Source organism: Rubrobacter taiwanensis (assembly GCF_004337705.1).
In the GTDB taxonomy this organism is placed as follows: domain Bacteria; phylum Actinomycetota; class Rubrobacteria; order Rubrobacterales; family Rubrobacteraceae; genus Rubrobacter_C; species Rubrobacter_C taiwanensis.
On sequence record NZ_SKBU01000013.1, the window covers coordinates 24313 to 43551 of the forward strand.

Consider the following 19239-nt stretch of genomic DNA (forward strand, 5'->3'; position numbering starts at 1 on the left):
CCGGATGTTGCTAGACTTCTGCTCCGTGAACGCGACGACGCACGCCGTTTTCGGAGTGGCGGCTCTGGCGGGGGCCGGGGCCGCTCTGGGCGTGGAGCCCAGCCCGTACGCGTACCCGGCGGCCGTGGCCGCGGCCTGGCTGCCGGACATAGACAACCCGCGCAGCAGGCTGGGCAACGGCCTGAGCCGGCTGAAGAGCCCCGTTCTGAACGCCGCAACCCGGCCTCTGAGCTGGGCGCTGCGGACGATCTCCTTCGTGCTGGCGCGGACCGTGGGCCACCGGACCCTGACACACTCCCTTCTGGGGGGCGCTCTCTTCGCGCTTTTGGTCTCGCCGCTGCGGGAGCTGCTGCCGGGACTCTGGCTGGCACTGGTCGCGGGCTACGCCTCGCACATCTTCGCCGACGCGCTGAACACCCGCGGCGTGCCGCTCCTGTGGCCGGTGGGGCGGCCGTTCCGGCTGCTGCCCGGCGGCGTGAGATCTGGCGGGGCGGCGGAGTTGGCGATCGCGGCCGGGACGGCGGTAGTGGCCGGTTACCTACTCTCGGTGGCGCACCCGGAGATCCCGGGCCTCCTCTAGCCACTCCAGGGCGGCGCGGCTGCTGGGGTGGATCTCCCTGCCCTTCGCCTCGATGTGCTCGTTCTGGTCCCGCAGCGTGATAGCGGCCGCTTCGTAGAGATCCCGCTCCCGCACAACCTCCCGCAGCCGCTCGACGCCGGGGTACCGGCGGCCGGGCTCGGTCTTGTCTGCCAGGTAGAGCACCAGCCCCAGCGGGCTCATCTCCGGGGCGGTGGTGGTGTGGGTGCGGATGGCGGCCAGGATCTCCGCGTCCTCGAGGCCCAGCTCCCGGCGGACGAGCTCGGCCGCTACCGGGGCGTGCAGGAGGCCCGGCTGCCGCCGCTCGAATTCTCCGACCGGGATGCTCCACTCTTCGGCCAGCCGCAGCAGCTTCTCCGGCGGGATCTCGCGGGCGGCGTCGTGCAGGAGGCCGGCGAGGTACGCCCTGTCCGGGTTCGTGCCGTGGATCTTCGCCAGCTCCCGGGCCGCGGCCGCCACCCGCCGGGAGTGACCGCGGCGCTCGCCGGAGAGCCTGCGGGCTACGTACTTCTCCGCCCGCCGGATGGTTTCGGCAGAAGCCATGGAGGGAATTGTAGAATACCGGAGTGAGTAAAGACCAGCGCACCATAGAGACCGCGGAGATAATAGCCGTCGGGAGCGAGATGCTGCTGGGCGAGCTGGTGGACACCAACTCCGCCTGGCTGAGCCGGCGGCTCGCCGCGCTCGGGATCTCCATCTACCGGCACACCACGGTTGGAGACAACCGGGAGCGCATTACGGCCGTTCTGCGGGAGGCCGCCGCTCGCGCCGACCTCGTCCTCACGACCGGCGGACTCGGTCCGACCTCCGACGACCTGACGATGGAGTGCCTGGCGCGCGCTGCCGGAAGGGAGCTCGTCGAGTATCCGGAGGCGCGGGAGCACATAGAACGGGCGTTCGCCCGGATCGGGTACACCAGCCCGCCGCGGTCTAACTACAAGCAGGCGCTCTTCCCAGAAGGTTCTGCCCTCATCCGCAACCCTTTAGGGACCGCGCTGGGGGCGATGGTGGAGCTGGACGGGACGCTCGTCGCCACCTTCCCCGGCGTGCCTGCCGAGATGCAGATCATGTTCGATGAAGAGGTCGAGCCCGTCATCCGGGCCCGGAGCGCCGGGGGCGTCATCCTCTCGCGCACGCTGTGGTTCGTGGGGATCGGGGAGTCCGCGCTGGCCGAGCGGGTGCAGGATCTCCTGGACATGTCCGACCCCACGGTCGCACCGCTCGCCGGTCAGGGACGGGTGCGGCTGCGCATAACCGCCCGCGCCGGAACCGAGGAGGAGGCTAAGGAGAAGATACGGCCGGTGGAGCACGAGATCCTCTCCCGCCTCCGCAAGTACTACTTCGGGGCCGACGACGATACGCTGGAGAGCGTGGTGGGCCGGATGCTGCAGGAGCGGGGGGCGACGCTCGCGCTGGCCGAGAGCTGCACCGGCGGTCTTCTGGCCAAGCGCTTGACCGACGTGCCGGGCTCCTCCGCGTACTTCAGGGAAGGCTTCGTCACCTACTCCAACGAGTCCAAAGAGCGCCTGCTCGGCGTCCCGCACGAGCTGCTGGTGCAGCACGGGGCCGTGAGCGAACCGGTCGCCCGCGCGATGGCCGGGGGCGCGAGGGAGGTGGCCGGCACCGACTACGGCCTCTCGGTCACCGGCGTCGCCGGGCCGGAGGGCGGCACGGAGGAGAAGCCCGTCGGGCTGGTCTGGATCGGGCTGGCGCACGGGGAGGGCGTCATCACCGAGCGCCTGGATCTCTCCGCCTGGGCGCGCTCGCGGTCCGCCATCCGGGAGCGCAGCGCCAACCGCGCCTTCGACCTGCTGCGCCGGTACCTTTCTGAACATAATTAAAATTTTCTTAACGCCCTTGTCCGGGTGCGTGGCGGGTAGTACACTTCCGGTAGTCGTGAGGCACGATGAAAGGAGGTGATCCAGATCAACGCACCGAGTAGCAGTAGTTGCGGGTGTCTTCTGGGCGAGGTGGTGCTGGCCTAGTCCAGCGAAAGCCCTGCAGGTCTGGGTCAGCCTCCCGCCTCGCCGGTAGTTGCAGGCGGCGTGCCACGACCAAGGATACCTGCAAGCGCTCGAAGGGTACGGCCCCCGGGGGATCCGGGGGTCGTTTCTTCTGGCCGAAGCGGTTTGGCGGCCTCAACTCTCCTTGGAGACCCACTTGCCGGTGCGCTCGTCCTTGCGGTACTTGTTCTTCACCGCGCTCCAGGCCACGCGGTGAGCGCGCTCTTCTTCGCCGTACTGGTCTTCCGCGGAGTTGAAGGCTTCCTTGTAGATCTCCTGCGCGTGTTTGGGCAGGTGCTCCCGCACGCTGTCGGGCAGGTCGCCGATGTTCTTGTACGGCATCTCGCCCCCTTTCCTCGCTCGCTCTTACGGAAAGGTACCCCGTACGGCGGGCGCTAAACTATCCGAAGTGATCCCAGCCGGAGAGCGGCTCCGCCCGCTCTGCTCCGCGCAGGAACTCTATGCCGCCTTCCGTGATCTCCCCTATGACGGTCAGCGGCGGGTCGGTCCGGGCGGCGAGCTCCTCCAGCGTCTTCCGCGGGGCGGCGATGAGCAGTTCGTAGTCCTCACCGGCGGTCGCGGCCAGCCGCTCCGGCTCGCTGCCCCGGCTCAGCAGGAACTCCCGCGTGTCCGCCGCGACCGGCAGGCGGTCCAGATCTATCCGGCAGCCGGTGCCGCTCTGCTCGCATACGTGGCGCGCGTCGGAGGCGAGCCCGTCGGAGAGGTCGATCATGGCGTGGACGCCGAGCCGGGCGGCCTCCAGCCCGGTCTCCACGCGCGGCTCGGGCCGCAGGTGCTTGCGCACCAGGCGCTCCGGTTCCCGCGCCCCTCCCTCCAGCGCCAGAAAACCCGCGGCGGAGGCTCCGAGCTCGCCGGTCACCGCCAGCGCGTCGCCGGGCCGGGCGCCAGAGCGCAGCACGGGCCCGCCTTCCAGCTCGCCCAGTATGGCTACGTCTACCGTGAGGTGATCCGCGCGGGTCGTGTCGCCGCCCAAAGGGTAGACGCCGAACGCCGCGCAGGCTTCTAGCACGCCCCGAAAGCAGCGGAGCGCGGTCCCGGAGTCCGCCGCACCGCCGGAGACGAGCACGAAGCGGGGCAGGGCTCCCATCGCGGCCACGTCGGAGACGTTCACCGCGACGGCCTTGTAACCGACCTCCTCCGGCTCCGCCCAGCTGCGGAAGTGGTGCCCGGCGACGAGCATGTCCGCCGCCGCCACCCACAGCTTCTCCCCGAGGCGCAGCACGGCGCAGTCGTCCCCGATGGGGTGCACGACCTCCGCGGGCTTCTGCGGCAGGCTCTCCGAGATGCGGGCTATGACCTCGAACTCGTTCACAGCTCGTCTATGGTAGCCCAGAGGGTGTCCAGCTCCTCCGGCGTGTACCAGGTCCGCAGCCTGCGCCACTCCGCCTCGGTCGCCCAGCGGCAGGCGTCGTGGGCGGAGCCCTCGAGCCTGACCTCCCCGCCCGCGCAGCGGGCGACGAAGCCCACCCCGGCGTACAGCTCCTCGTCTTCCGGGTGCCGCCAGGGCTCGACCCGCGTCCACCAGGCGGCCTCCGGCTCGGCGGGGATGCCGGTCTCCTCCAGCGCCTCCCGGCGGGCGCACGCTTCGAAGTCCTCGCCGGGCTCCAGCATCCCGCCCGGATTCTCCCAGAGCCCGGCCGGGGGCTTGCGGCGGCGCAGAAGCAGCGCCCGGCGCTCCGGGTCTACCAGCACCACGCCCGCACCCAGGTTGGCCGAGGCTATGCCGGCCGCCGGGCCGGCGGGCGGCGGGGGGGGCTCCGGGGGCTCCTCCGGCAGCCGCGCCGCCAGGCGGGCGGCGCGCCGGATGTCCCTCTCGCTCCACCAGCTCGGAAGCTTGCGCCACTCTGCCGCGGTCACCCAGCGGTAGTCCAGATGCTCTCCGGAGAGCCGCACGCCGCCCTCCGGGGCGCGCCCGATATAGGTGATGCTCGCCAGGCGTTCGCCGCCCGGCCGCTCCCCGACCCAGGTGGCCGCGATGCGCTGCGGGGACACCAGCAGGCCCGTCTCCTCGTAGACCTCCCGGACCGCGCCCTCCTCGAAGCTCTCGCCCGGCGCGATGCGCCCCGCGGGCGGGTCCCAGGTCCCGGAGGGGCGCAGCACGAGCAGGAACCGGCCGTCCGGCCGGACGGGGAGGATGCCGCCTGCCAGGTCAGCCTTCAAGGCAGGAGCGCAGCTCGCGGGCGGCGGCCTCCGGGTCTGCGGCGTCCAGGACGGCGCGCACGACGGCGAATCCCGGCGCCCCGGCGGCGGCCACCTCTTCTGCCGTCTTTAGCGTGACGCCGCCGATGGCGAACCAGGGCACGGGGATGTCCTGCCGGGCCAGCTCCCGGATAAACTCCAGCCCGGGCACGTCCGCGTCCGGTTTGGTGGGGGTGGGGTAGACGGAGCCGGCTCCCAGGTAGTCCGCGCCCTCCTCCACGGCCGCAAGAGCCTCCTCTAGCGTCCCCGCCGAGCGGCCCACGACGGCGTCCCGGCCGAGCACGTCGCGGGCCAGGGAGACGGGGTCGTCCTCCTGGCCGAGGTGCACCCCGGCCGTCCCTGAGAGCCGGGCGAGCCGGATGTCGTCGTTGACGGTGAAGAGGGCCCCGGCGCGGTCGCACAGCTCCTTCAGCTCGCGCGCGAGCGGCAGCAGCTCCTCGCGCGCGGCGCGCTTGTCCCGGAGCTGCACGATGTCCACCCCGCCGCGCAGGGCGGCCGCGACGCGGTCCGTGAGGTCGGGTCTGGGGTCGGTGACCAGTATCAGGCGGGACTCTTGCAGGCGCTGCTTCGGGTTCATGACTTCACCCTCCTGGGGAGCCAGGCTACCACGTCGAGCCGCTGCGCGAAGTGCAGAACGGGTGCGGTGTCCGGGAGTTCGACCCCGATCTGGCCCGTCATCTCCAGCGTTTCGACCTCGGCCTCCGCGTGGCGCAGCGGCCAGGCTTCGTGGTGGATCTCGGCCCGCAGCGGGCGCCCGCCCGGTTCTGAGGCGTAGAGGCAGTAGCGCTCGGTCAGGAAGTGCTCCAGCGTCCCGGGGCGGCTCTCCGGCAACTTCCGTAGCGGCCGGTAGCGGGCTGCGAAACGGGCCGGCGGCGCTCCCCGGTGCGTGCGGACGCTGCGGTAGCGGACCTCGCCGCCGGCGGGTTCGCACGACATCTCCGCGTCGAAGTACGGCAGCCTGAAGAGGGCGCGGGCGAGACGGACGGCCGGCCGGTTGTGTGCGTCCAGCGAGAAGAACCACACGCCGGGCCTGTCTCCGGCGGTGACGTAGGTGCGCACGTTCAGCTCCGGGAAGGCGGAGAGCCCCGGCATATCCGGGAGGAGGCGGGGCCGGACGCCGCTCATGCGGAACGGCACGACCCCGAGCCAGGCGTTGTTATCGAATGTGTCCAGCTTTAGCGCGGGCGGGATGAGCGGCCGCAGCTTGCGCTCGGGGACTGGCCAGTGCATGAAGAGCAGGTCGTGCCAGCTCATGCGAATGACCCACGGGCTCTCCGGCGGGGGGTATGGCCGGTGATCCGTGTTTCTGAGTGCCGCGTCTGCCATCTTGAGGCGCATCTTAGCATCGGGGACGGGGACCGAGCGCGCCGGTGCGCCGCAGGGCCTTGAGCAGGATGTAGCCGATGATCGCACCGGGAATGCTGGAGAGGGCGAAGGCTATGGCCAGGGCGATCAGGCCCCCGGCAGCGCCCTCCATCGCCGGCGCGATGAGCAGCGCGCCGAGCGGCGCTCCGACGAGCACCGTGCCCAGCGGCTCGGCCAGCCCGGCCTCGTCGCGCCGGAGGTAGCGGTAGGCGAGCCCGACGGCTACCGCGCCGAAGGGGCTGCCGGGCAGCGCGAAGAGGCTGCCCGTGCCGAGCGAGATGCGCAGGATGGCGGTGACCAGCGCCGAGCCCGCCGCCCACCAGGGTCCGAGCACGACTCCGGCCACGGCGTTGATGGCGTGCTGGAACGGCAGCACCCGCGCGCCGCCCACGGGCACGGCGAAGAGCGAGAGGAGTACCCCCAGCGCCGCGAACAGGGCCGCCAGCACCAGCCGCCGGGTGAAGGTTCCGGAGCGGTTCAAGCGGCCTCTTCTATACGGAGGTTCGCCTCCAGTCCTGCCGGGGACGCTGCGAGCTCCGCCAGCGCGTCCAGCCAGAGCGGCTCGAAGGTTCCGGGACCTGTGGCGTCCTGCGCGGCCAGCTCTCCGGCCCGTCCGAGGTACGCCAGAGCGTTGGCAACGGTCTCCGCGTCCCCGCCGCCGGCTGCGGCGAAGCAGCCCACGACGGCGGTGGCGGCGCAGCCGCTGCCCACGACGCGGCCCATCAGGGGATGCCCGTTTCTGACGGCCAGCACCCGCTCGCCGTCGCTCACGTAGTCGGTGGGACCGGTCGCCGCCACGGTTGCGGAGAGCTTCTCCGCTGCGAGGCGGACGGCCTTCAGCGGGTCGCCGGAGATGCTCTCCACCCCCCGGACCTCGGCGGCGAGCCCGGCGAGGGTGGAGATCTCCCCGGCGTTGCCGCAGATGGCGGCTATCTCCAGCCCGGAGAGCAGGCGCCCGGCGGTCTCGGTGCGCAGGGAGGTGGCCCCGGCTCCCACCGGGTCCAGCACCACCGGGATGCCGCGCCGGTTGGCGCGCCGGCCGGCCAGGATCATGGACTCCACCAGGGCCTCGTCCAGCGTCCCGATGTTTATGACGAGGGCGGAGGCCGCCTCCTCCATCTCCTCCACCTCGGCGGCGGCGTGGGCCATCACGGGCAGCGCCCCGGTACAGCGGGTTACGTTGGCGACCAGGTTCACCGTCACGTAGTTGGTTATGTGGTGCACCAGCGGCCCCTCTGCAGACAGACGTTCCAGCGCCTCCCCGGCTCTCACAGGTCTGCTCCTTCCAGGATCGCCCCCAGCGCGTGGACCGGGCCGGCTCCCTTCCCGATCTCGCCCAGCCCGTACTTCACGGCCTCGCTCGCGATGCGGCGGGCGTTACGGGCGGCCTCCTCAAGATCCATACCCCGGGCGAGGAAGCTCGCCAGCGCCGAGGAGTGCGTGCAGCCCGCGCCGTGGGTGTTGTTCGCGGCGTGCACCGGCCCCTCTATGCGGGTGAACCGCTCGCCGTCGTAGAGGAGGTCCGCGCCGGACTCCGTGTGCCCGCCGGTGATGATGACGGCCCGGGGTCCGAGTTCGTACAAGGCTCTGGCGCAGTCCTCGATCCTGCTCTCGTCCCGCTCCTCTCCGATGAGGGCGAACGCCTCGTTCAGGTTGGGCGTGATGGCGGTGGCGAGCGGGAAGAGCTCCTCGCGGTAGGTGCCGACGGCCTCAGGCTCCAGCAGGACCGCGCCGCTCTCGGCGACCATTACCGGGTCCACGACCAGGTTCGGCAGCTCCAGCCGCCGGATGGTGCCCGCCACGGCAGAGATGATACCGGCGTTGAACAGCATGCCGGTCTTCACGGCGTCGGCTCCGATGTCCGAGACGACGGTCTCTATCTGCCGGACCGCGACCTCCGGCGGGAAGGGGTGGATATCGGTGACCTCGACGGTGTTCTGGGCCGTGGCAGCCACTATGGCCGTCGTACCGTAGACCCCGCAGCGCAGGAAGGCCTTCAGGTCGGCCTGGATCCCGGCCCCCGCGCCGGAGTCGCTGGTGGCGATGCTCATCACTCGCTTCATCGAACCCTCCCGGAGGTTGCCGAATGCACCGTTTGCCGGGAAGGCCGCCGCTCTGAGCCTCCCTGCGCCGGAATTACCCGGATCAGGTTCAACGGGTCGGTGCCTTCCGGCACCCTCTCAGCCTCGCGGCTCCCCGGTTAGCGGTCCTGGAGGGGATTATATACCCTGGAGGCGCTCGGCGGAGAGCTGTTCGTCCAGCAGCCACCGCTCCCCGTCCCGCACCAGCCGCCAGGTTATGAGGAAGCGCGGGGTGCCGGTGCGGTCGGTGAAGCTCACATCCACGGTGACCACGGCGACGTCACCTTCCACGCTCTCCACCTCCAGGGAGTTTATCGTTGAGCTGCGGATAGCGTAGGAGCGCTGGCTGCGGATCCAGCCCTCCCGCGGCACCCGCTGCCGGAAGTCCGGGCTGAAGTGGGAGTAGGCTCCCGCGAAGTCGCGCGCGCCGATCAGGGCGTAGTGGGATGCCACCGCATCTCCGGCATCCGCTGCGGGCTCTTCCGGAGCGGGCACCGGGATACGCACTCCCAGAGCACCGGACTCGCCGGTCTGGCCCCGCTCGTCGGTTGCGCTGGCCTGCAGCGTGTGGTAGCCGGGCTCGCGCGGCGTCCAGAGGAAGGAGATCTCAGGCCCGGAGCCCGCCCAGATCTCCCGCCCATTCGCCGTCACCACCGCGTGCTCTATCTCCAGCGGGGACTCGACGACCGCACTTACCGGGACCGGCTGCCCCGGCCCGAACACCGAGCGGTCCTGCGGGCTCGTGAAGCTCACCTCCGGCGGCGGTGCCTCCGCCTCCCGCACCGTGACCCTGATGGTATCCGAGGCGAGCTCGCGGCCGGAGGTATCCCGCAGGATCGCGCCGAGTTCGTACTCCCCGGGTTCTTCGGGGCGCCACTCTGCCGCGTAGGGAGATGCGGCGTCCTCGGCTAGGGGTTCGCCGTCCACGGTGAAGGCGACCCGGCCCCGCTCCACGATCTGGCTTACCTCGGCGGCGAGCCGCACCCCGCCTGAGTCCGAGAGCTCCACCTCCCGGGGCGTGGAGAGGCTGATCTCCGGCGGAGCCGGAGGGATGGAGCCCGGCTCCTCCCCGAACAGCGCGTACATGCCCGCGATACTGCTCCCCAGCAACGCCAGCAGCGCCGCTGCCGCCGCCACGTATACCCAGGGCCTAAGCCGCCGGCGTCCGGGGGGGACGTTCTCCTCCAGCAGGGCGCCGCAGCGGTCGCAATAGACCGCCTCTCCCGGAACCGTCCGGCGGCAGCGGGGGCACCGGGTGCGGGAGTTCATGGTTTCGAGTCCCGTCCGCACATGGTGCTAACCACGAAGTTTATAACAGGGGGCTGGCGGCGGCCGGGGGCCGCCGGGAGGAGCGATCGGCACATATTGTGGGGGTTCACTCCCTTCCGCTGCGTGTCATCCCGCATCTTGTGGGCGAAGGTTTTTCCCGAACTGCTGGAGCCGGGTCCAGATCAGGCCCAGCACGGTTGTGGCGGCCGTGATCTCGCCCGAGGCCGCCAGCTCCAGCGCACGCTCCAGCGGCAGCTCCACCGGCTCTACGAACTCGCCCGGTTCCGGGTGCGGGCCGGACTCCTCCCGCACGGCCCGGCAGCGGAAGAGGTGGCAGACCTCCGTGCTGCGCCCGATGCTGGTGTGAACGGAGGCCAGGTGGATCAGCTCTTCGGCCCGGTAGCCGGTCTCCTCGAAGAGCTCGCGCTCCGCGGCCGCGGCGGGATCTTCACCGGGGTCCACACCCCCGCCGGGCAGCTCCAGTACGAAACCCCCGACCGGCTGGCGGAACTGGTGCACCAGGACCACACCGCCGTCGTCGGTCACCGGGACGACGGCGGCGAAGCCCCCGCTCTCCAGCGTGCCGTACTCGATGATCCGGCCGTCCGGCAGGAGCACCTCGTCCAGCCGGAAGGAGCACCAGGGGCTGCGGTAAAGGTGCCGTTCTCGCAGGGTCTTCCAGGGTTCTTCGGCCATGAGGCCAGTATAGATATAATTCCGCGGGCATGGATGCGAGCAGTAAGAACGGTGCGGAGCGCCGGCGGATCGGGGCGAGCCTCTTGGTCCCCACCGCGCCGGAGCGGGTCTACGCCGCCGTGCTGGACGCACAGAGGTTCCCGGAGTGGGCGGCGGGCGTCAGAGGCGTGGAGATCCTGCGCCAGTCCGAACCTCCGAATTCTCCCGGCATGGTCTCCGAGTGGGAGGTCTCGGTGCTGGGGGTCCGGCGCAGAGTGGTGAGCGTTCTGGAGGAGACCGAGGCCCCGCGGCACCTGCGCTGGTCGTACGTCTCCGTACTCGACGGCTGGGGGGAGTGCCGGATCCGGCCGAACGGCTCCGGTACTCTGGTGGAGTTCGCGACCGAGTTCCGCGTGTGCGAGCCGCACGTGGAGCGGCTGCTCCGCTCTCCCATCTCCGAGAACGTGATGCGCCACTACCTGCAGCGCTCGCTGCTGCGGCTGGGCGAGATCTCGCTCCCCGACGGCCAGGGCCGGGACGGGGTCCGGGTCGGCCCCCTCGGCGGCCTGAGAGGATAGAGAGAGCGGCCCTTCGCGGGGCCGCTCCCCTAAAAACTCAGGCGAGCCCGGCTACCTCAGAGCGTCGAAGTCGGTCTCCTCGGCCTCGGTGATGTACTTCTCCTGGTCCTCGGGAACCTCGTCCTCCGGGTAGATGGCCTCCACCGGGCACTCCGGCTCGCAGGCCCCGCAGTCGATGCACTCCTCCGGATTGATGATGAACTTCTCACCACCGTCGTAGATGCAGTCGACCGGGCAAACCTCCACGCAGCTCTGGTCCTTGGTCCCGATGCACGGCTCGGTGATCACGTATGTCAATCCGGCCTCCTTCGCACTCCGCCTGCAACTCTCCCTGCCCGGACATTACCGCACCGGAAGAGAGATGACCACCGGCCATTGACGGCCGTCAACCGAGATCATGACCCGGGTCATGAGGAACCGTGATCCAGATCACGCAGAACAGACCGCCCGGAGATCCGGGGCGCTACTGACAACCGTTATCAAGAGGGAGCATAGCGGGTATGTGGCTGTGTTGCAACCCCGGCTTTGCTAGGGGTCTCCGGTACGCGCCCGCAGGCCGGCGGGTTCGAGGATGATGATGGACTTACCGTCCAGGGCGAGGATGCCTTCTCTGGCGAGCCGGGAGAGTGTACGGGAGAGGGCTTCGCGTGAGATACCGGTCGCTTCGGCCATCTCGTGTCGGCTGAGGGAGGGTTCGAAGACCACGCCCTGTTTGGTCACCCGGCCTTCTTCGGTGGCGAGTTTCAGGAGCATTCGGGCCACGCGTTGGGGAGCGCTGTGGAAGACCAGATCTCCGACGAGCTCTTCCAGTTCGCGGACCTCGCGTGCCAGCACCCGGGAGAGCCGCACGGAGGCGCCCGGGAAGCGCTGCATTATATCCGTCAGTTCGTTGTGGAAGATGACGTAGAGCCCGCAGTCGGTGAGGGCGGTTGCGCCGTGGCTGCGGGGTTCGCCTTCGAGCGAGGCTGAGAGTCCCAGCACGGAGCCGTCTCCGAGGACGTTCAGGATCTGGGCTCTTCCCCGGCGGGAGGTGCGGTAGAGTTTGATCCGTCCCTCGCGCAGCAGGTACACGCTCCCCGAAGGCTCGCCTTCGCGGTAGATGGAGGTGCCCTCGCCGACCTCCAGTGCGGTAACCGCACCTGCCAATGCCTGGAAGAACTCCTCGCCCAGCCCGGCGAACGTTTCGAACTCCTGCAGCCCTTCCAGCCGGGTCAGATGTTCTATGGCCCGGCAGCGGGCTCCGGGCTGGCGGGTCCAGGCGGGGGGCGCCGTCTCGCGCGACATCAGACCTCCGTCCGGTGTGTGGGCGACGCAAACATCATCCCCCTTTATACGCCATGCGGGGCGGTTTTGCATGAGCGGTCCCGGGATGGGAGGGTTTAAACTGGTGGGCGTTGCTGTGCTCGACCGATAGGAGTAGAGATGCTGGAAGGCAAGACCGTTCTCATAACCGGGGCGAGCCGGGGGCTTGGCAAGGCGCTGGCGCTGGCCTGCGCGCGGGAAGGGGCGGATCTCGTCCTCAACTCCCGGAGCGCGGAGTCGCTGGAGCCGGTGACCGTGGAGGCCACCGGCTTCGGTGTCCGCGTGATGCAGGCTCCGGGGGACGTGACCGACAGCGGGTTCGTGGAGCGTATGGTTTCGGAAGCGGCGGAGCGCTTCGGGAGGATAGACGTTCTATACAACAACGCTGGCATCCTGGGCCCGCGGGTCGAGATAGTGGAGTACCCTGAGGACGAGTGGCGGGCGGTGCTGGAGGCGAACCTGACCGGTCCTTTCCTGGTCTCTAAGGCCGTGATCCCGCACATGCCCGAGGGCGGTTCGATCGTGAACGTCACCAGCGGCGTGAGCGTTGAGGGCCGGGCGAAGTGGGGGGCCTACTCGGTGAGCAAGTTCGGTCTGGAGGGGCTGACCCAGATCCTGGCCGCCGAGCTCCAGGAGCGCGGCATCCGGGTCAACTCCGTGGACCCGGGCGGGATGCGCACCGAGATGCGGGCCGCCGCCTACCCGGACGAGGACCCCATGACCCGCATCCCGCCCGAAGAAAACACGGACGTCTTCCTCTATCTGGCCTCCGACGACTCGCGGGGAGTGACGGGCCGGCGCTTCAAGGCCCAGGAGTTCGGGCGCGGCTGACCGGTCCGGCCGGAGGAGGGATCTCTCATCGGTTTCGGACTCATCCTGAGCTTACTGCTCGGCCTGGCAGGAGCCGTGGCAGGATACCGGCTGGGATTGCCCGCCGGAGTTCTCACGGGAGCTCTGGCGGGAATGGGGCTGGGGAAGGTCGCCATGGGGCTGCCGCCGGTCCCCGCTCCGCCGGAGGCGAACGCGGTGCTGCAGGTCATGGTCGGCATCATGGTGGGCCTGCGCATGTCGCGGGGCGCGATCCGCTCGGGAGTACGCTCGCTGGCGCCGGCAGTCCTGGTCTCGGCGGCCATGATCGCCGTGGGCGTCGCGGCGGCGCTCGTGGCTGCGCGGCTGACCTCCCTCGACCCGGTCACCGCTCTCTTCGCCGCCGCACCCGGCGGGCTGACGGAGATAGTGGTGGTGAGCGCCGCCTTCGGCGCTGACGGGGCGGCCGTCGCGGCGGTGCACCTCGCCCGGCTGCTGACGGCCATCGCGGGGATCAACCTCCTGCTGGCCTACCTGAACCGTAAGGAGTCCGGAACCAGGCGCAGCGCACCGCCCCTCTGGAGCGAGAGCAGAGGAGACTGGCGGCGGCTGGGACTGGCCACGGCGGCCGGGGCAGCAGGAGGCACTGCGGGCCTCCTGATCTCCATCCCGGCCGGGGGCGTGATCGGGGCCCTGGCCGGCTCGGCCGCCTTCCGCCTGCTGACGGAGAACCCCGTCCCCGTGCGCCAGTACGGACTCGGAGTGCAGCTGCTCGGGGGAATGGTTATCGGGCTTGGCCTCTCGGCGGAGTTCTTCGCCGAACTCGTCTCGCTCGCCGGAGCCGGAGCCATCCTCATCTCTGCCCAGATGCTGCTCTGGATCTCAATGAGCCTCCTGCTCGCCCGCCTCTTCGGCCAAGATAACCTGACCGCCGCCTTCGCCGCCGCACCCGGCGGGATGGGCGAGGTGATCGCCACCGCAAGCTCGGCCGGTGCCAACACGGTGGTCGTCGCCTTCATACACCTGGTGCGCCTCAGCACCATTATCGTTGTCGTGCCCGCCCTGATCTCGCTCTTCCCAAACTAGCCCGTCTTCAGAACCGGTGAGAGCGCAGGCACCCCCATCCCCGACTTTTGTATACAACCCTTGACGGTCTCCCACCCATCTTCACCGTCCGACCGGGAGTACACCCATAATTAAGCGGCATATATAGGAAATTTCTCCCCGGACTCTTGACACGAATGTTGCCGCACAGGTATGATTGTATACAATAGCCTTGCGGTCTGGAGGCAAGGGCCGCATACGGGGAGTGAGTGTAACGGAGGAGCGAGGATATCTTGGGTTCTTCTTTCCCGGCCGGGGGGCTGGAAGTTCGGGCGGTTTTTCGTCCGGTTTGGCGGCGCGGGCGCTATGCGGGGTGGGGTCTGGGTGGTGAGTGAGGCTCTGCGGGACGGGGGGCGTTCGGGAGTTCTGGAGAGCATCCGGCATTCGATCTTGGTCGGGGAGTATGGTCCGGGCGAGCGGCTTGTGGAGGAGCAGCTGGCCCGGCGTCTGGGGGTAAGCCGGACTCCGGTCAGGCAGGCTCTTGCGATGCTCGAGGCCGAGGGGCTCGTGGAGATAGCGCCCAACCGGGGTGCCATGGTCTGTGGGTTCACCATTGAGGAGGTCTGGGACATCTACGATCTGCGGGCTGTGCTGGAGGGGCATGCTGCGCGGCGGGCTGCCGCCCGCATCCGGGCGGAGGAGCTGGAGCGGTTGGGAGCGCTTTGTGAGCAGATGGAGAGCGTAAAGCCCGGCGGCTTCGGCGACCGGGAGGAGGAGATCCGGTGTCTCGTACGGCTCAACAACGACTTCCACGGCGCCATAGTCGAGGCCAGCCGCAACCGGCGGCTCCGGCATCTGGTGCAGCGCACCGTCCAGCTGCCGCTGGTCTTCAAGGCGTTCTTCTGGTACACGCCCGAGGAGCGGTTCATCTCGAATCACTACCACCGCCAGATCCTGCGGGCGCTCGAACAGGGGGATGCCGAGCGGGCCGAGATCGTGATGCGCGAGCACGTCTACGAGGGCCGGGACTTCGTCATCCGGGCCCTGGAGGAGGAGCGAGAGAATGAGAGGTAAGCGGCCGCTGGAGGGAGTGCGGGTCGTAGAGATGGGGAGTCTATTGGCCGGGCCGTTCTGTGGCCAGCTGCTCGGGGACTTCGGGGCGGAGGTCATAAAAGTGGAGCCGCCCGGCAAGGGCGACCCGATGCGGGAGTGGGGCCGGCACCGCAAGGAGGGGCGTACTCTTTGGTGGCCGGTCATCGCCCGCAACAAGAAGAGCGTGACGCTCAACCTGCGCGAGGCCGAGGGGCAGGAACTGGCCCGGAGGCTGGTAGCCGAGGCCGACGTGCTGGTCGAGAACTTCCGGCCCGGCACGATGGAGAGGTGGGGCCTCGGCTACGAGAAGCTGCGGGAGATCAACGCCGGCCTTGTAATGGTGCGCGTCTCCGGGTTCGGGCAGACCGGGCCGTACAGAGACAGGGCCGGCTTCGGGGCCATCGGCGAGGCTATGGGCGGCATCCGGCACGTGACGGGCTTCCCGGACCGGCCGCCGCCCCGGGTGGGGATCTCCCTGGGCGACTCGCTGGCGGCGACCTTCGGGGCTTTGGGCGCGCTCACCGCCCTATACCACCGGGAGCACAACGGCGGGCTGGGACAGGTGGTGGACGTCGGGATCTACGAGGCCGTGCTGGCGCTGATGGAGAGCACGATTCCCGAGTACGCCCTCACCGGGCATGTCCGGGGCCGCACCGGCAGCGTGCTGCCCTTCGTCGCGCCCTCCAACATCTACCCTACAAAAGACGGGGACTACGTGCTCATCGCGGGTAACGCCGACACTGTTTTCAGGAGGCTTGCGAAGGCGCTCGGGCATCCGGAGTGGGCTGATGATCCCAAGTACGCCACGCACCACGCGCGGGGCGAGAACATGGAGGAGTTGGACGCCAAGATCTCGGAGTGGACCGGGGAACGCACCGCCGAAGAGGTGCTCGACACCATGGTCGAGGCCGGGGTTCCGGCGGGCAAGATCTTCACCGCCCGGGACATGATGGAGGACCCGCACTACGCGGCCCGGGAGAACATCATCCGGGTCGAGGACCCCGAGATAGGCGAGGTCCCGATGCAGAACGTCGTCCCGCGCCTGACCGGGACGCCCGGCGAGGTCCGCTGGACCGGCCCGGCTCTAGGCCAGCACAACGAAGAGGTATACGGGAAGCTGCTCGGGTTGAGCGGGAAGGAGCAGAGTACGCTCAAAGAACGGGGGGTCATCTAATGCGCGTCGGGGTAGTCGAGGTGGGGCCGCGCGACGGCCTGCAGAACGAGGAGAAAGTTCTATCTCCGGAGGTGCGGGCGGAGCTGTGTAACCGGCTGGCCGAGGCTGGGCTGAGCAGGATCGAGGCTGCAAGCTTCGTCCATCCCAGACTGGTGCCGCAGATGGCCGGGGCGGAGGAGGTGATGTCCGGGCTGCGCCGCAGGGAGGGAGTGATATACGCCGGGCTGGTGCTCAACGAGAAGGGCTACGACCGGGCCGTCGCCGCCGGGGTGGACGAGGTTCGCTACGCCTTCCCCGTCACCGGGACGTTTGCAAGACGCAACCAGAACACCACAGTTGAGGAGGCCATACAGCTCTCCGGGAAGCTCGCCCGGCGCGCCAGAGAGGACGGCCTCCGGTTTGGGGTAACGCTCAGCGTGGCGTTCGGCTGTCCGTTTGAGGGGAAGGTGGAGGCGCAGCGGGTACTCGAGATAGCCGCGGAGGTGGCCCAGGAGATGCCCGGCGAGCTGGTGCTCGCCGACACCATCGGGGTGGGGGTGCCCGGTCAGGTGCGCGAGCTGGTGGAAGGAGTGAAGGGCCTCGGGGTCAAGGTCGGATGCCACTTCCACGACACGCGCAACACGGGCATCGCCAACGCCCTGGCGGCCCTGGAGTCTGGGGCCGAGGTGCTCGACGCCTCGGTCGGGGGTACGGGGGGTTGTCCGTTCGCGCCGAGGGCTACGGGCAACATAGCAACGGAGGACCTCGTCTACACGTTGCACGGAATGGGATATGAGACCGGTATAGATCTCGGTTCCCTCATAGAAGTTGCCTCGTGGCTCGCAGAGCAGCTAGGTAAAGAGCTTCCGGGGCGTGTCTACAAGGCCGGCGGCTTCGCGCCCGTGGCCGGGTGAGAGCGGGGAGAGATGGGGATCGTCGGGTGGGGTAAGCGCCGGTGGTCTGAGCCGGCGGTTAGATTTTGGAAGGAGAGTATATGGCGTACAACGTGGCCGTGGACGTGGGCGGAACGTTTACCGACGTTCTGATCTTCGACCAGCAGAGTGGGGAGCTGACCGAGGGCAAGGTCCTCTCGACGCCCGACGATCCGTCGAGAGGGGTGGTGGAGGGGATAGAGACGGTCTGCCGGAAGGTGGGGATCTCCTTCGAGGACCTCAACCTCCTCTTCCACGGTACGACCGTGGTGACGAACATGATCCTCACGAACACCGGCTCGCGCGTGGGGCTGCTTACGACGAAGGGCCACGAGCAGATCCTGCTCCTCGCCCGCGCCTGGACGCCGGGCCCGCTCTACGGCTGGATGTCGCTCCAGAAGCCCGACCCGCCAGCAGACCCGACGGACACCGTCGGCATCAACGAGCGCATCGGCCCGGACGGCGGCGTCCTGGTGCCGCTCGACGAGGGCGAGGTGCGCGAGGCCGTGGAGAGGCTCGTGGGCCGGGGCGTCGAGTCGCTCGCCATCGGCTTCCTCAACTCCTACGTCAACCCGGCGCACGAGCGGCGGGCGCGCGAGATCGTGCGCGAGATGTACCCGGACCTCTCGGTCTCGATCTCGGCGGACATCGGGCAGGAGTACGGCGAGTACGAGCGCACGCTGACGACCGTGGTGAACACCGCCGTCCAGCCGCGCACGATGCTCTACATGCGCAACTTCGAGAGGAGCATCCGCGAGCGGCGCTTCGGGGGAGCGCTCTCCATCGTCCGCTCCGACGGCGGGGCGATGAGCACCGAGGCGGTCGCGGAGAGCCCCATACAGATCGCTCTCTCCGGGCCGTCGGGGGGCGTGACGGGGTCTGCGTACCTGGCGCGCGAGATCGGCATCAAAGACATCCTCACCTTCGATATGGGCGGGACCTCCACGGACGTCTCGCTGTGCCTGAACGGGGAGACGCCCGTGCGCCGTGACATCCGGCTCGGCTACTTCCAGTTCAAGAGCCCGGCGGTGGACGTCCACAGCGTCGGCGCGGGGGGAGGCTCGATCGCCTTCGTCTCCGCGAGCGGCGCGCTGCAGGTCGGCCCGGCGAGTGCGGGGGCCGACCCGGGACCGGCGGCCTACGGGCGCGGCGGCGAGGAGCCGACCGTCACCGACGCGAACGTCGTGCTCCACCGCATCCCGCCGGGCGTGGCTTTGGGGGGCACGCTGGAGATGGACGAGGAGGCCGCCAGGCGCGCGGTCGGCAAGGTCGCCGAGCGGCTCGGGATGGGCGTCGAGGAGGCGGCGGAGGCGATCCTGGAGATCGTCAACGAGAACATGCACGCCGCGCTTCGCGTCGTGAGCGTCGAGCGCGGCCACGACCCGCGGGAGTTCGGGCTCGTGGCCTTCGGCGGGGCCGGGCCGATGCACGCCAACGCCCTCGGGCGCCTGATCCGGTCGCACTCCGTTATCGTGCCGCCGACCCCGGGCGTGATGAGCGCCTTCGGCTTCCTCTCCTCGGACATCCAGAACGAGTTCCCCGAGACCTACCTGCGCACCGCCGAGGAGACGCCGGCCGCTGAGCTCAGGGCGACCGTTGAGAGGCTTATAGCCCAGGCGAACGAGTGGCTCGACGGCGAGGGGGTGGAGGAGGAAGGGAAGCGCTTCGACCTGTACGCCGACTGCCGCTACTACCTGCAGAACATCCAGATCCCCTGCCGCTTCGAGCTCGACGAGCTGACCGGCGAGGACTCGACCTTCCTGCGCGAACGCTTCGAGGAGGCCCACCGCCAGCGCTACAACTTCGAGCTTCCGGACTCGCCCCTCGAGATCGCCACCGTCCGGGTCGTCGGGCGCGGCACCATAAGGGGCGTGAGCCTCGTCGAGAGCGAGGACGGCGCCGGGGCAGACGCCTCGGAGGCCGTGCTGCGCACCGAGAGGGTGTACTTCGGCGGGGAGTGGATGGAGACGCCCATCTACGACCGCGGCAGGCTCAGACCCAACCACACCGTGGAAGGTCCTGCCGTCGTGGTTCAGGACGACACCACGACGGTCATAGAACCCGGCTACCGGGGCGCGGTGGACCGCTTCGGGAACATCCTGATCGAGGAGGCCTAAAGA

Annotated in this window: 22 protein-coding genes and 1 riboswitch; of the genes, 9 read left to right on the forward strand and 13 right to left on the reverse strand. The window is 69.5% G+C overall.

Features of this window, described 5'->3' with window-relative positions:
- The first annotated feature begins 4 nt into the window (after positions 1-4).
- Positions 5-580, forward strand: a complete 576-nt coding sequence (locus E0L93_RS06540) for a metal-dependent hydrolase (RefSeq protein WP_132690152.1) — start codon at positions 5-7, stop codon at positions 578-580.
- Here the strand turns inward: E0L93_RS06540 and yqeK are convergent.
- Positions 539-1141 carry a bis(5'-nucleosyl)-tetraphosphatase (symmetrical) YqeK gene (gene yqeK, locus E0L93_RS06545; RefSeq protein ID WP_132690155.1) on the reverse strand — a complete coding sequence of 201 codons (603 nt, stop codon included), beginning with the start codon at positions 1139-1141 and terminating at the stop codon, positions 539-541. The two genes, E0L93_RS06540 and yqeK, sit on opposite strands and share 42 nt — an antisense overlap.
- Positions 1142-1164: 23 nt before the next feature.
- On the opposite strand from yqeK, the gene E0L93_RS06550 reads away from it, so the two are divergent.
- Positions 1165-2439: a competence/damage-inducible protein A gene (locus E0L93_RS06550; protein WP_207890358.1), complete on the forward strand. Its 1275-nt coding sequence runs from the start codon at positions 1165-1167 to the stop codon at positions 2437-2439.
- 297 nt (positions 2440-2736) lie between these two features.
- Here E0L93_RS06550 and E0L93_RS06555 read toward each other — a convergent pair whose 3' ends face one another.
- The 10 genes from E0L93_RS06555 to E0L93_RS06600 form a co-directional block, all read right to left on the reverse strand.
- Positions 2737-2943 carry a ChaB family protein gene (locus E0L93_RS06555; RefSeq protein WP_132690158.1) on the reverse strand — a complete coding sequence of 69 codons (207 nt, stop codon included), beginning with the start codon at positions 2941-2943 and terminating at the stop codon, positions 2737-2739.
- Positions 2944-3001: 58 nt separating this feature from the next.
- Positions 3002-3934: a thiamine-phosphate kinase gene (gene thiL, locus E0L93_RS06560; protein WP_165874205.1), complete on the reverse strand. Its 933-nt coding sequence runs from the start codon at positions 3932-3934 to the stop codon at positions 3002-3004.
- Entirely contained in the window at positions 3931-4782 is an 852-nt protein-coding gene (locus E0L93_RS06565; protein WP_132690164.1) for an NUDIX hydrolase, read from the reverse strand. The genes thiL and E0L93_RS06565 overlap by 4 nt, the downstream gene beginning before the upstream one ends.
- The gene (gene thiE, locus E0L93_RS06570) at positions 4772-5398 is read right to left on the reverse strand and encodes a thiamine phosphate synthase (RefSeq protein WP_132690166.1); all 627 of its coding nucleotides are present in this window, start codon (positions 5396-5398) and stop codon (positions 4772-4774) included. The genes E0L93_RS06565 and thiE overlap by 11 nt, the downstream gene beginning before the upstream one ends.
- Positions 5395-6147 (reverse strand): YqjF family protein, encoded by a 753-nt coding sequence (locus E0L93_RS06575; RefSeq protein ID WP_132690169.1) that lies wholly within the window; start codon positions 6145-6147, stop codon positions 5395-5397. Before E0L93_RS06575 ends, thiE begins: the two co-directional genes overlap by 4 nt.
- A 13-nt stretch (positions 6148-6160) precedes the next feature.
- Positions 6161-6667, reverse strand: coding sequence for an energy coupling factor transporter S component ThiW (thiW, locus tag E0L93_RS06580; RefSeq protein ID WP_132690172.1), 507 nt, complete (start codon positions 6665-6667; stop codon positions 6161-6163).
- Positions 6664-7458, reverse strand: a complete 795-nt coding sequence (thiM, locus tag E0L93_RS06585; protein WP_132690175.1) for a hydroxyethylthiazole kinase — start codon at positions 7456-7458, stop codon at positions 6664-6666. Before thiM ends, thiW begins: the two co-directional genes overlap by 4 nt.
- Positions 7455-8249 carry a bifunctional hydroxymethylpyrimidine kinase/phosphomethylpyrimidine kinase gene (gene thiD, locus E0L93_RS06590; protein ID WP_132690178.1) on the reverse strand — a complete coding sequence of 265 codons (795 nt, stop codon included), beginning with the start codon at positions 8247-8249 and terminating at the stop codon, positions 7455-7457. Before thiD ends, thiM begins: the two co-directional genes overlap by 4 nt.
- A 40-nt stretch (positions 8250-8289) precedes the next feature.
- Positions 8290-8395, reverse strand: a riboswitch (TPP riboswitch).
- 10 nt (positions 8396-8405) lie between these two features.
- Complete coding sequence (locus tag E0L93_RS06595; RefSeq protein WP_132690181.1) at positions 8406-9536, reverse strand: Ig-like domain-containing protein; 1131 nt, start codon at positions 9534-9536, stop codon at positions 8406-8408.
- 126 nt (positions 9537-9662) lie between these two features.
- A complete protein-coding gene (locus E0L93_RS06600) occupies positions 9663-10232 on the reverse strand; it encodes an NUDIX hydrolase (protein WP_132690184.1) in 570 nt (189 codons plus the stop codon).
- A 29-nt stretch (positions 10233-10261) separates the two neighbouring features.
- Here E0L93_RS06600 and E0L93_RS06605 point away from each other — a divergent pair, with 29 nt between their 5' ends.
- Positions 10262-10789, forward strand: coding sequence for an SRPBCC family protein (locus E0L93_RS06605; protein WP_132690187.1), 528 nt, complete (start codon positions 10262-10264; stop codon positions 10787-10789).
- Between the two features lie 51 nt (positions 10790-10840).
- Here the strand turns inward: E0L93_RS06605 and E0L93_RS06610 are convergent, their stop codons facing one another.
- Complete coding sequence (locus tag E0L93_RS06610) at positions 10841-11086, reverse strand: indolepyruvate ferredoxin oxidoreductase subunit alpha (protein WP_132690190.1); 246 nt, start codon at positions 11084-11086, stop codon at positions 10841-10843.
- 231 nt (positions 11087-11317) lie between these two features.
- Entirely contained in the window at positions 11318-12073 is a 756-nt protein-coding gene (locus E0L93_RS06615; protein ID WP_165874206.1) for a Crp/Fnr family transcriptional regulator, read from the reverse strand.
- 138 nt (positions 12074-12211) lie between these two features.
- Here E0L93_RS06615 and E0L93_RS06620 point away from each other — a divergent pair, with 138 nt between their 5' ends.
- The 6 genes from E0L93_RS06620 to E0L93_RS06645 all read left to right on the forward strand — a co-directional run bounded on the left by E0L93_RS06620 (position 12212) and on the right by E0L93_RS06645 (position 19236).
- Positions 12212-12922, forward strand: a complete 711-nt coding sequence (locus E0L93_RS06620; protein ID WP_207890359.1) for an SDR family NAD(P)-dependent oxidoreductase — start codon at positions 12212-12214, stop codon at positions 12920-12922.
- 45 nt (positions 12923-12967) lie between these two features.
- Entirely contained in the window at positions 12968-13984 is a 1017-nt protein-coding gene (locus E0L93_RS06625; RefSeq protein WP_279387455.1) for an AbrB family transcriptional regulator, read from the forward strand.
- A gap of 345 nt (positions 13985-14329) precedes the next feature.
- The gene (locus tag E0L93_RS06630) at positions 14330-15016 is read left to right on the forward strand and encodes a GntR family transcriptional regulator (RefSeq protein WP_207890360.1); all 687 of its coding nucleotides are present in this window, start codon (positions 14330-14332) and stop codon (positions 15014-15016) included.
- Positions 15006-16208: a CaiB/BaiF CoA transferase family protein gene (locus E0L93_RS06635; protein WP_132690202.1), complete on the forward strand. Its 1203-nt coding sequence runs from the start codon at positions 15006-15008 to the stop codon at positions 16206-16208. The genes E0L93_RS06630 and E0L93_RS06635 overlap by 11 nt, the downstream gene beginning before the upstream one ends.
- Positions 16208-17101 carry a hydroxymethylglutaryl-CoA lyase gene (locus E0L93_RS06640; RefSeq protein WP_132690205.1) on the forward strand — a complete coding sequence of 298 codons (894 nt, stop codon included), beginning with the start codon at positions 16208-16210 and terminating at the stop codon, positions 17099-17101. The genes E0L93_RS06635 and E0L93_RS06640 overlap by 1 nt, the downstream gene beginning before the upstream one ends.
- Positions 17102-17181: 80 nt before the next feature.
- Positions 17182-19236, forward strand: a complete 2055-nt coding sequence (locus E0L93_RS06645; protein WP_132690208.1) for a hydantoinase/oxoprolinase family protein — start codon at positions 17182-17184, stop codon at positions 19234-19236.
- Positions 19237-19239 lie beyond the last annotated feature (3 nt).

Bases quoted from the DNA above. Each gene is read 5' to 3' on its own strand.
- thiD (WP_132690178.1), bottom strand. From the start codon at position 8,249: ATGAAGCGAGTGATGAGCATCGCCACCAGCGACTCCGGCGCGGGGGCC.
- E0L93_RS06640 (WP_132690205.1), top strand. From the start codon at position 16,208: ATGCGCGTCGGGGTAGTCGAGGTGGGGCCGCGCGACGGCCTGCAGAAC.
- E0L93_RS06540 (WP_132690152.1), top strand. From the start codon at position 5: ATGTTGCTAGACTTCTGCTCCGTGAACGCGACGACGCACGCCGTTTTC.
- E0L93_RS06555 (WP_132690158.1), bottom strand. From the start codon at position 2,943: ATGCCGTACAAGAACATCGGCGACCTGCCCGACAGCGTGCGGGAGCAC.
- E0L93_RS06615 (WP_165874206.1), bottom strand. From the start codon at position 12,073: ATGTCGCGCGAGACGGCGCCCCCCGCCTGGACCCGCCAGCCCGGAGCC.
- E0L93_RS06595 (WP_132690181.1), bottom strand. From the start codon at position 9,536: ATGAACTCCCGCACCCGGTGCCCCCGCTGCCGCCGGACGGTTCCGGGA.
- E0L93_RS06575 (WP_132690169.1), bottom strand. From the start codon at position 6,147: ATGGCAGACGCGGCACTCAGAAACACGGATCACCGGCCATACCCCCCG.
- yqeK (WP_132690155.1), bottom strand. From the start codon at position 1,141: ATGGCTTCTGCCGAAACCATCCGGCGGGCGGAGAAGTACGTAGCCCGC.
- E0L93_RS06635 (WP_132690202.1), top strand. From the start codon at position 15,006: ATGAGAGGTAAGCGGCCGCTGGAGGGAGTGCGGGTCGTAGAGATGGGG.
- E0L93_RS06605 (WP_132690187.1), top strand. From the start codon at position 10,262: ATGGATGCGAGCAGTAAGAACGGTGCGGAGCGCCGGCGGATCGGGGCG.
- E0L93_RS06620 (WP_207890359.1), top strand. From the start codon at position 12,212: ATGCTGGAAGGCAAGACCGTTCTCATAACCGGGGCGAGCCGGGGGCTT.
- thiE (WP_132690166.1), bottom strand. From the start codon at position 5,398: ATGAACCCGAAGCAGCGCCTGCAAGAGTCCCGCCTGATACTGGTCACC.
- E0L93_RS06645 (WP_132690208.1), top strand. From the start codon at position 17,182: ATGGCGTACAACGTGGCCGTGGACGTGGGCGGAACGTTTACCGACGTT.
- E0L93_RS06600 (WP_132690184.1), bottom strand. From the start codon at position 10,232: ATGGCCGAAGAACCCTGGAAGACCCTGCGAGAACGGCACCTTTACCGC.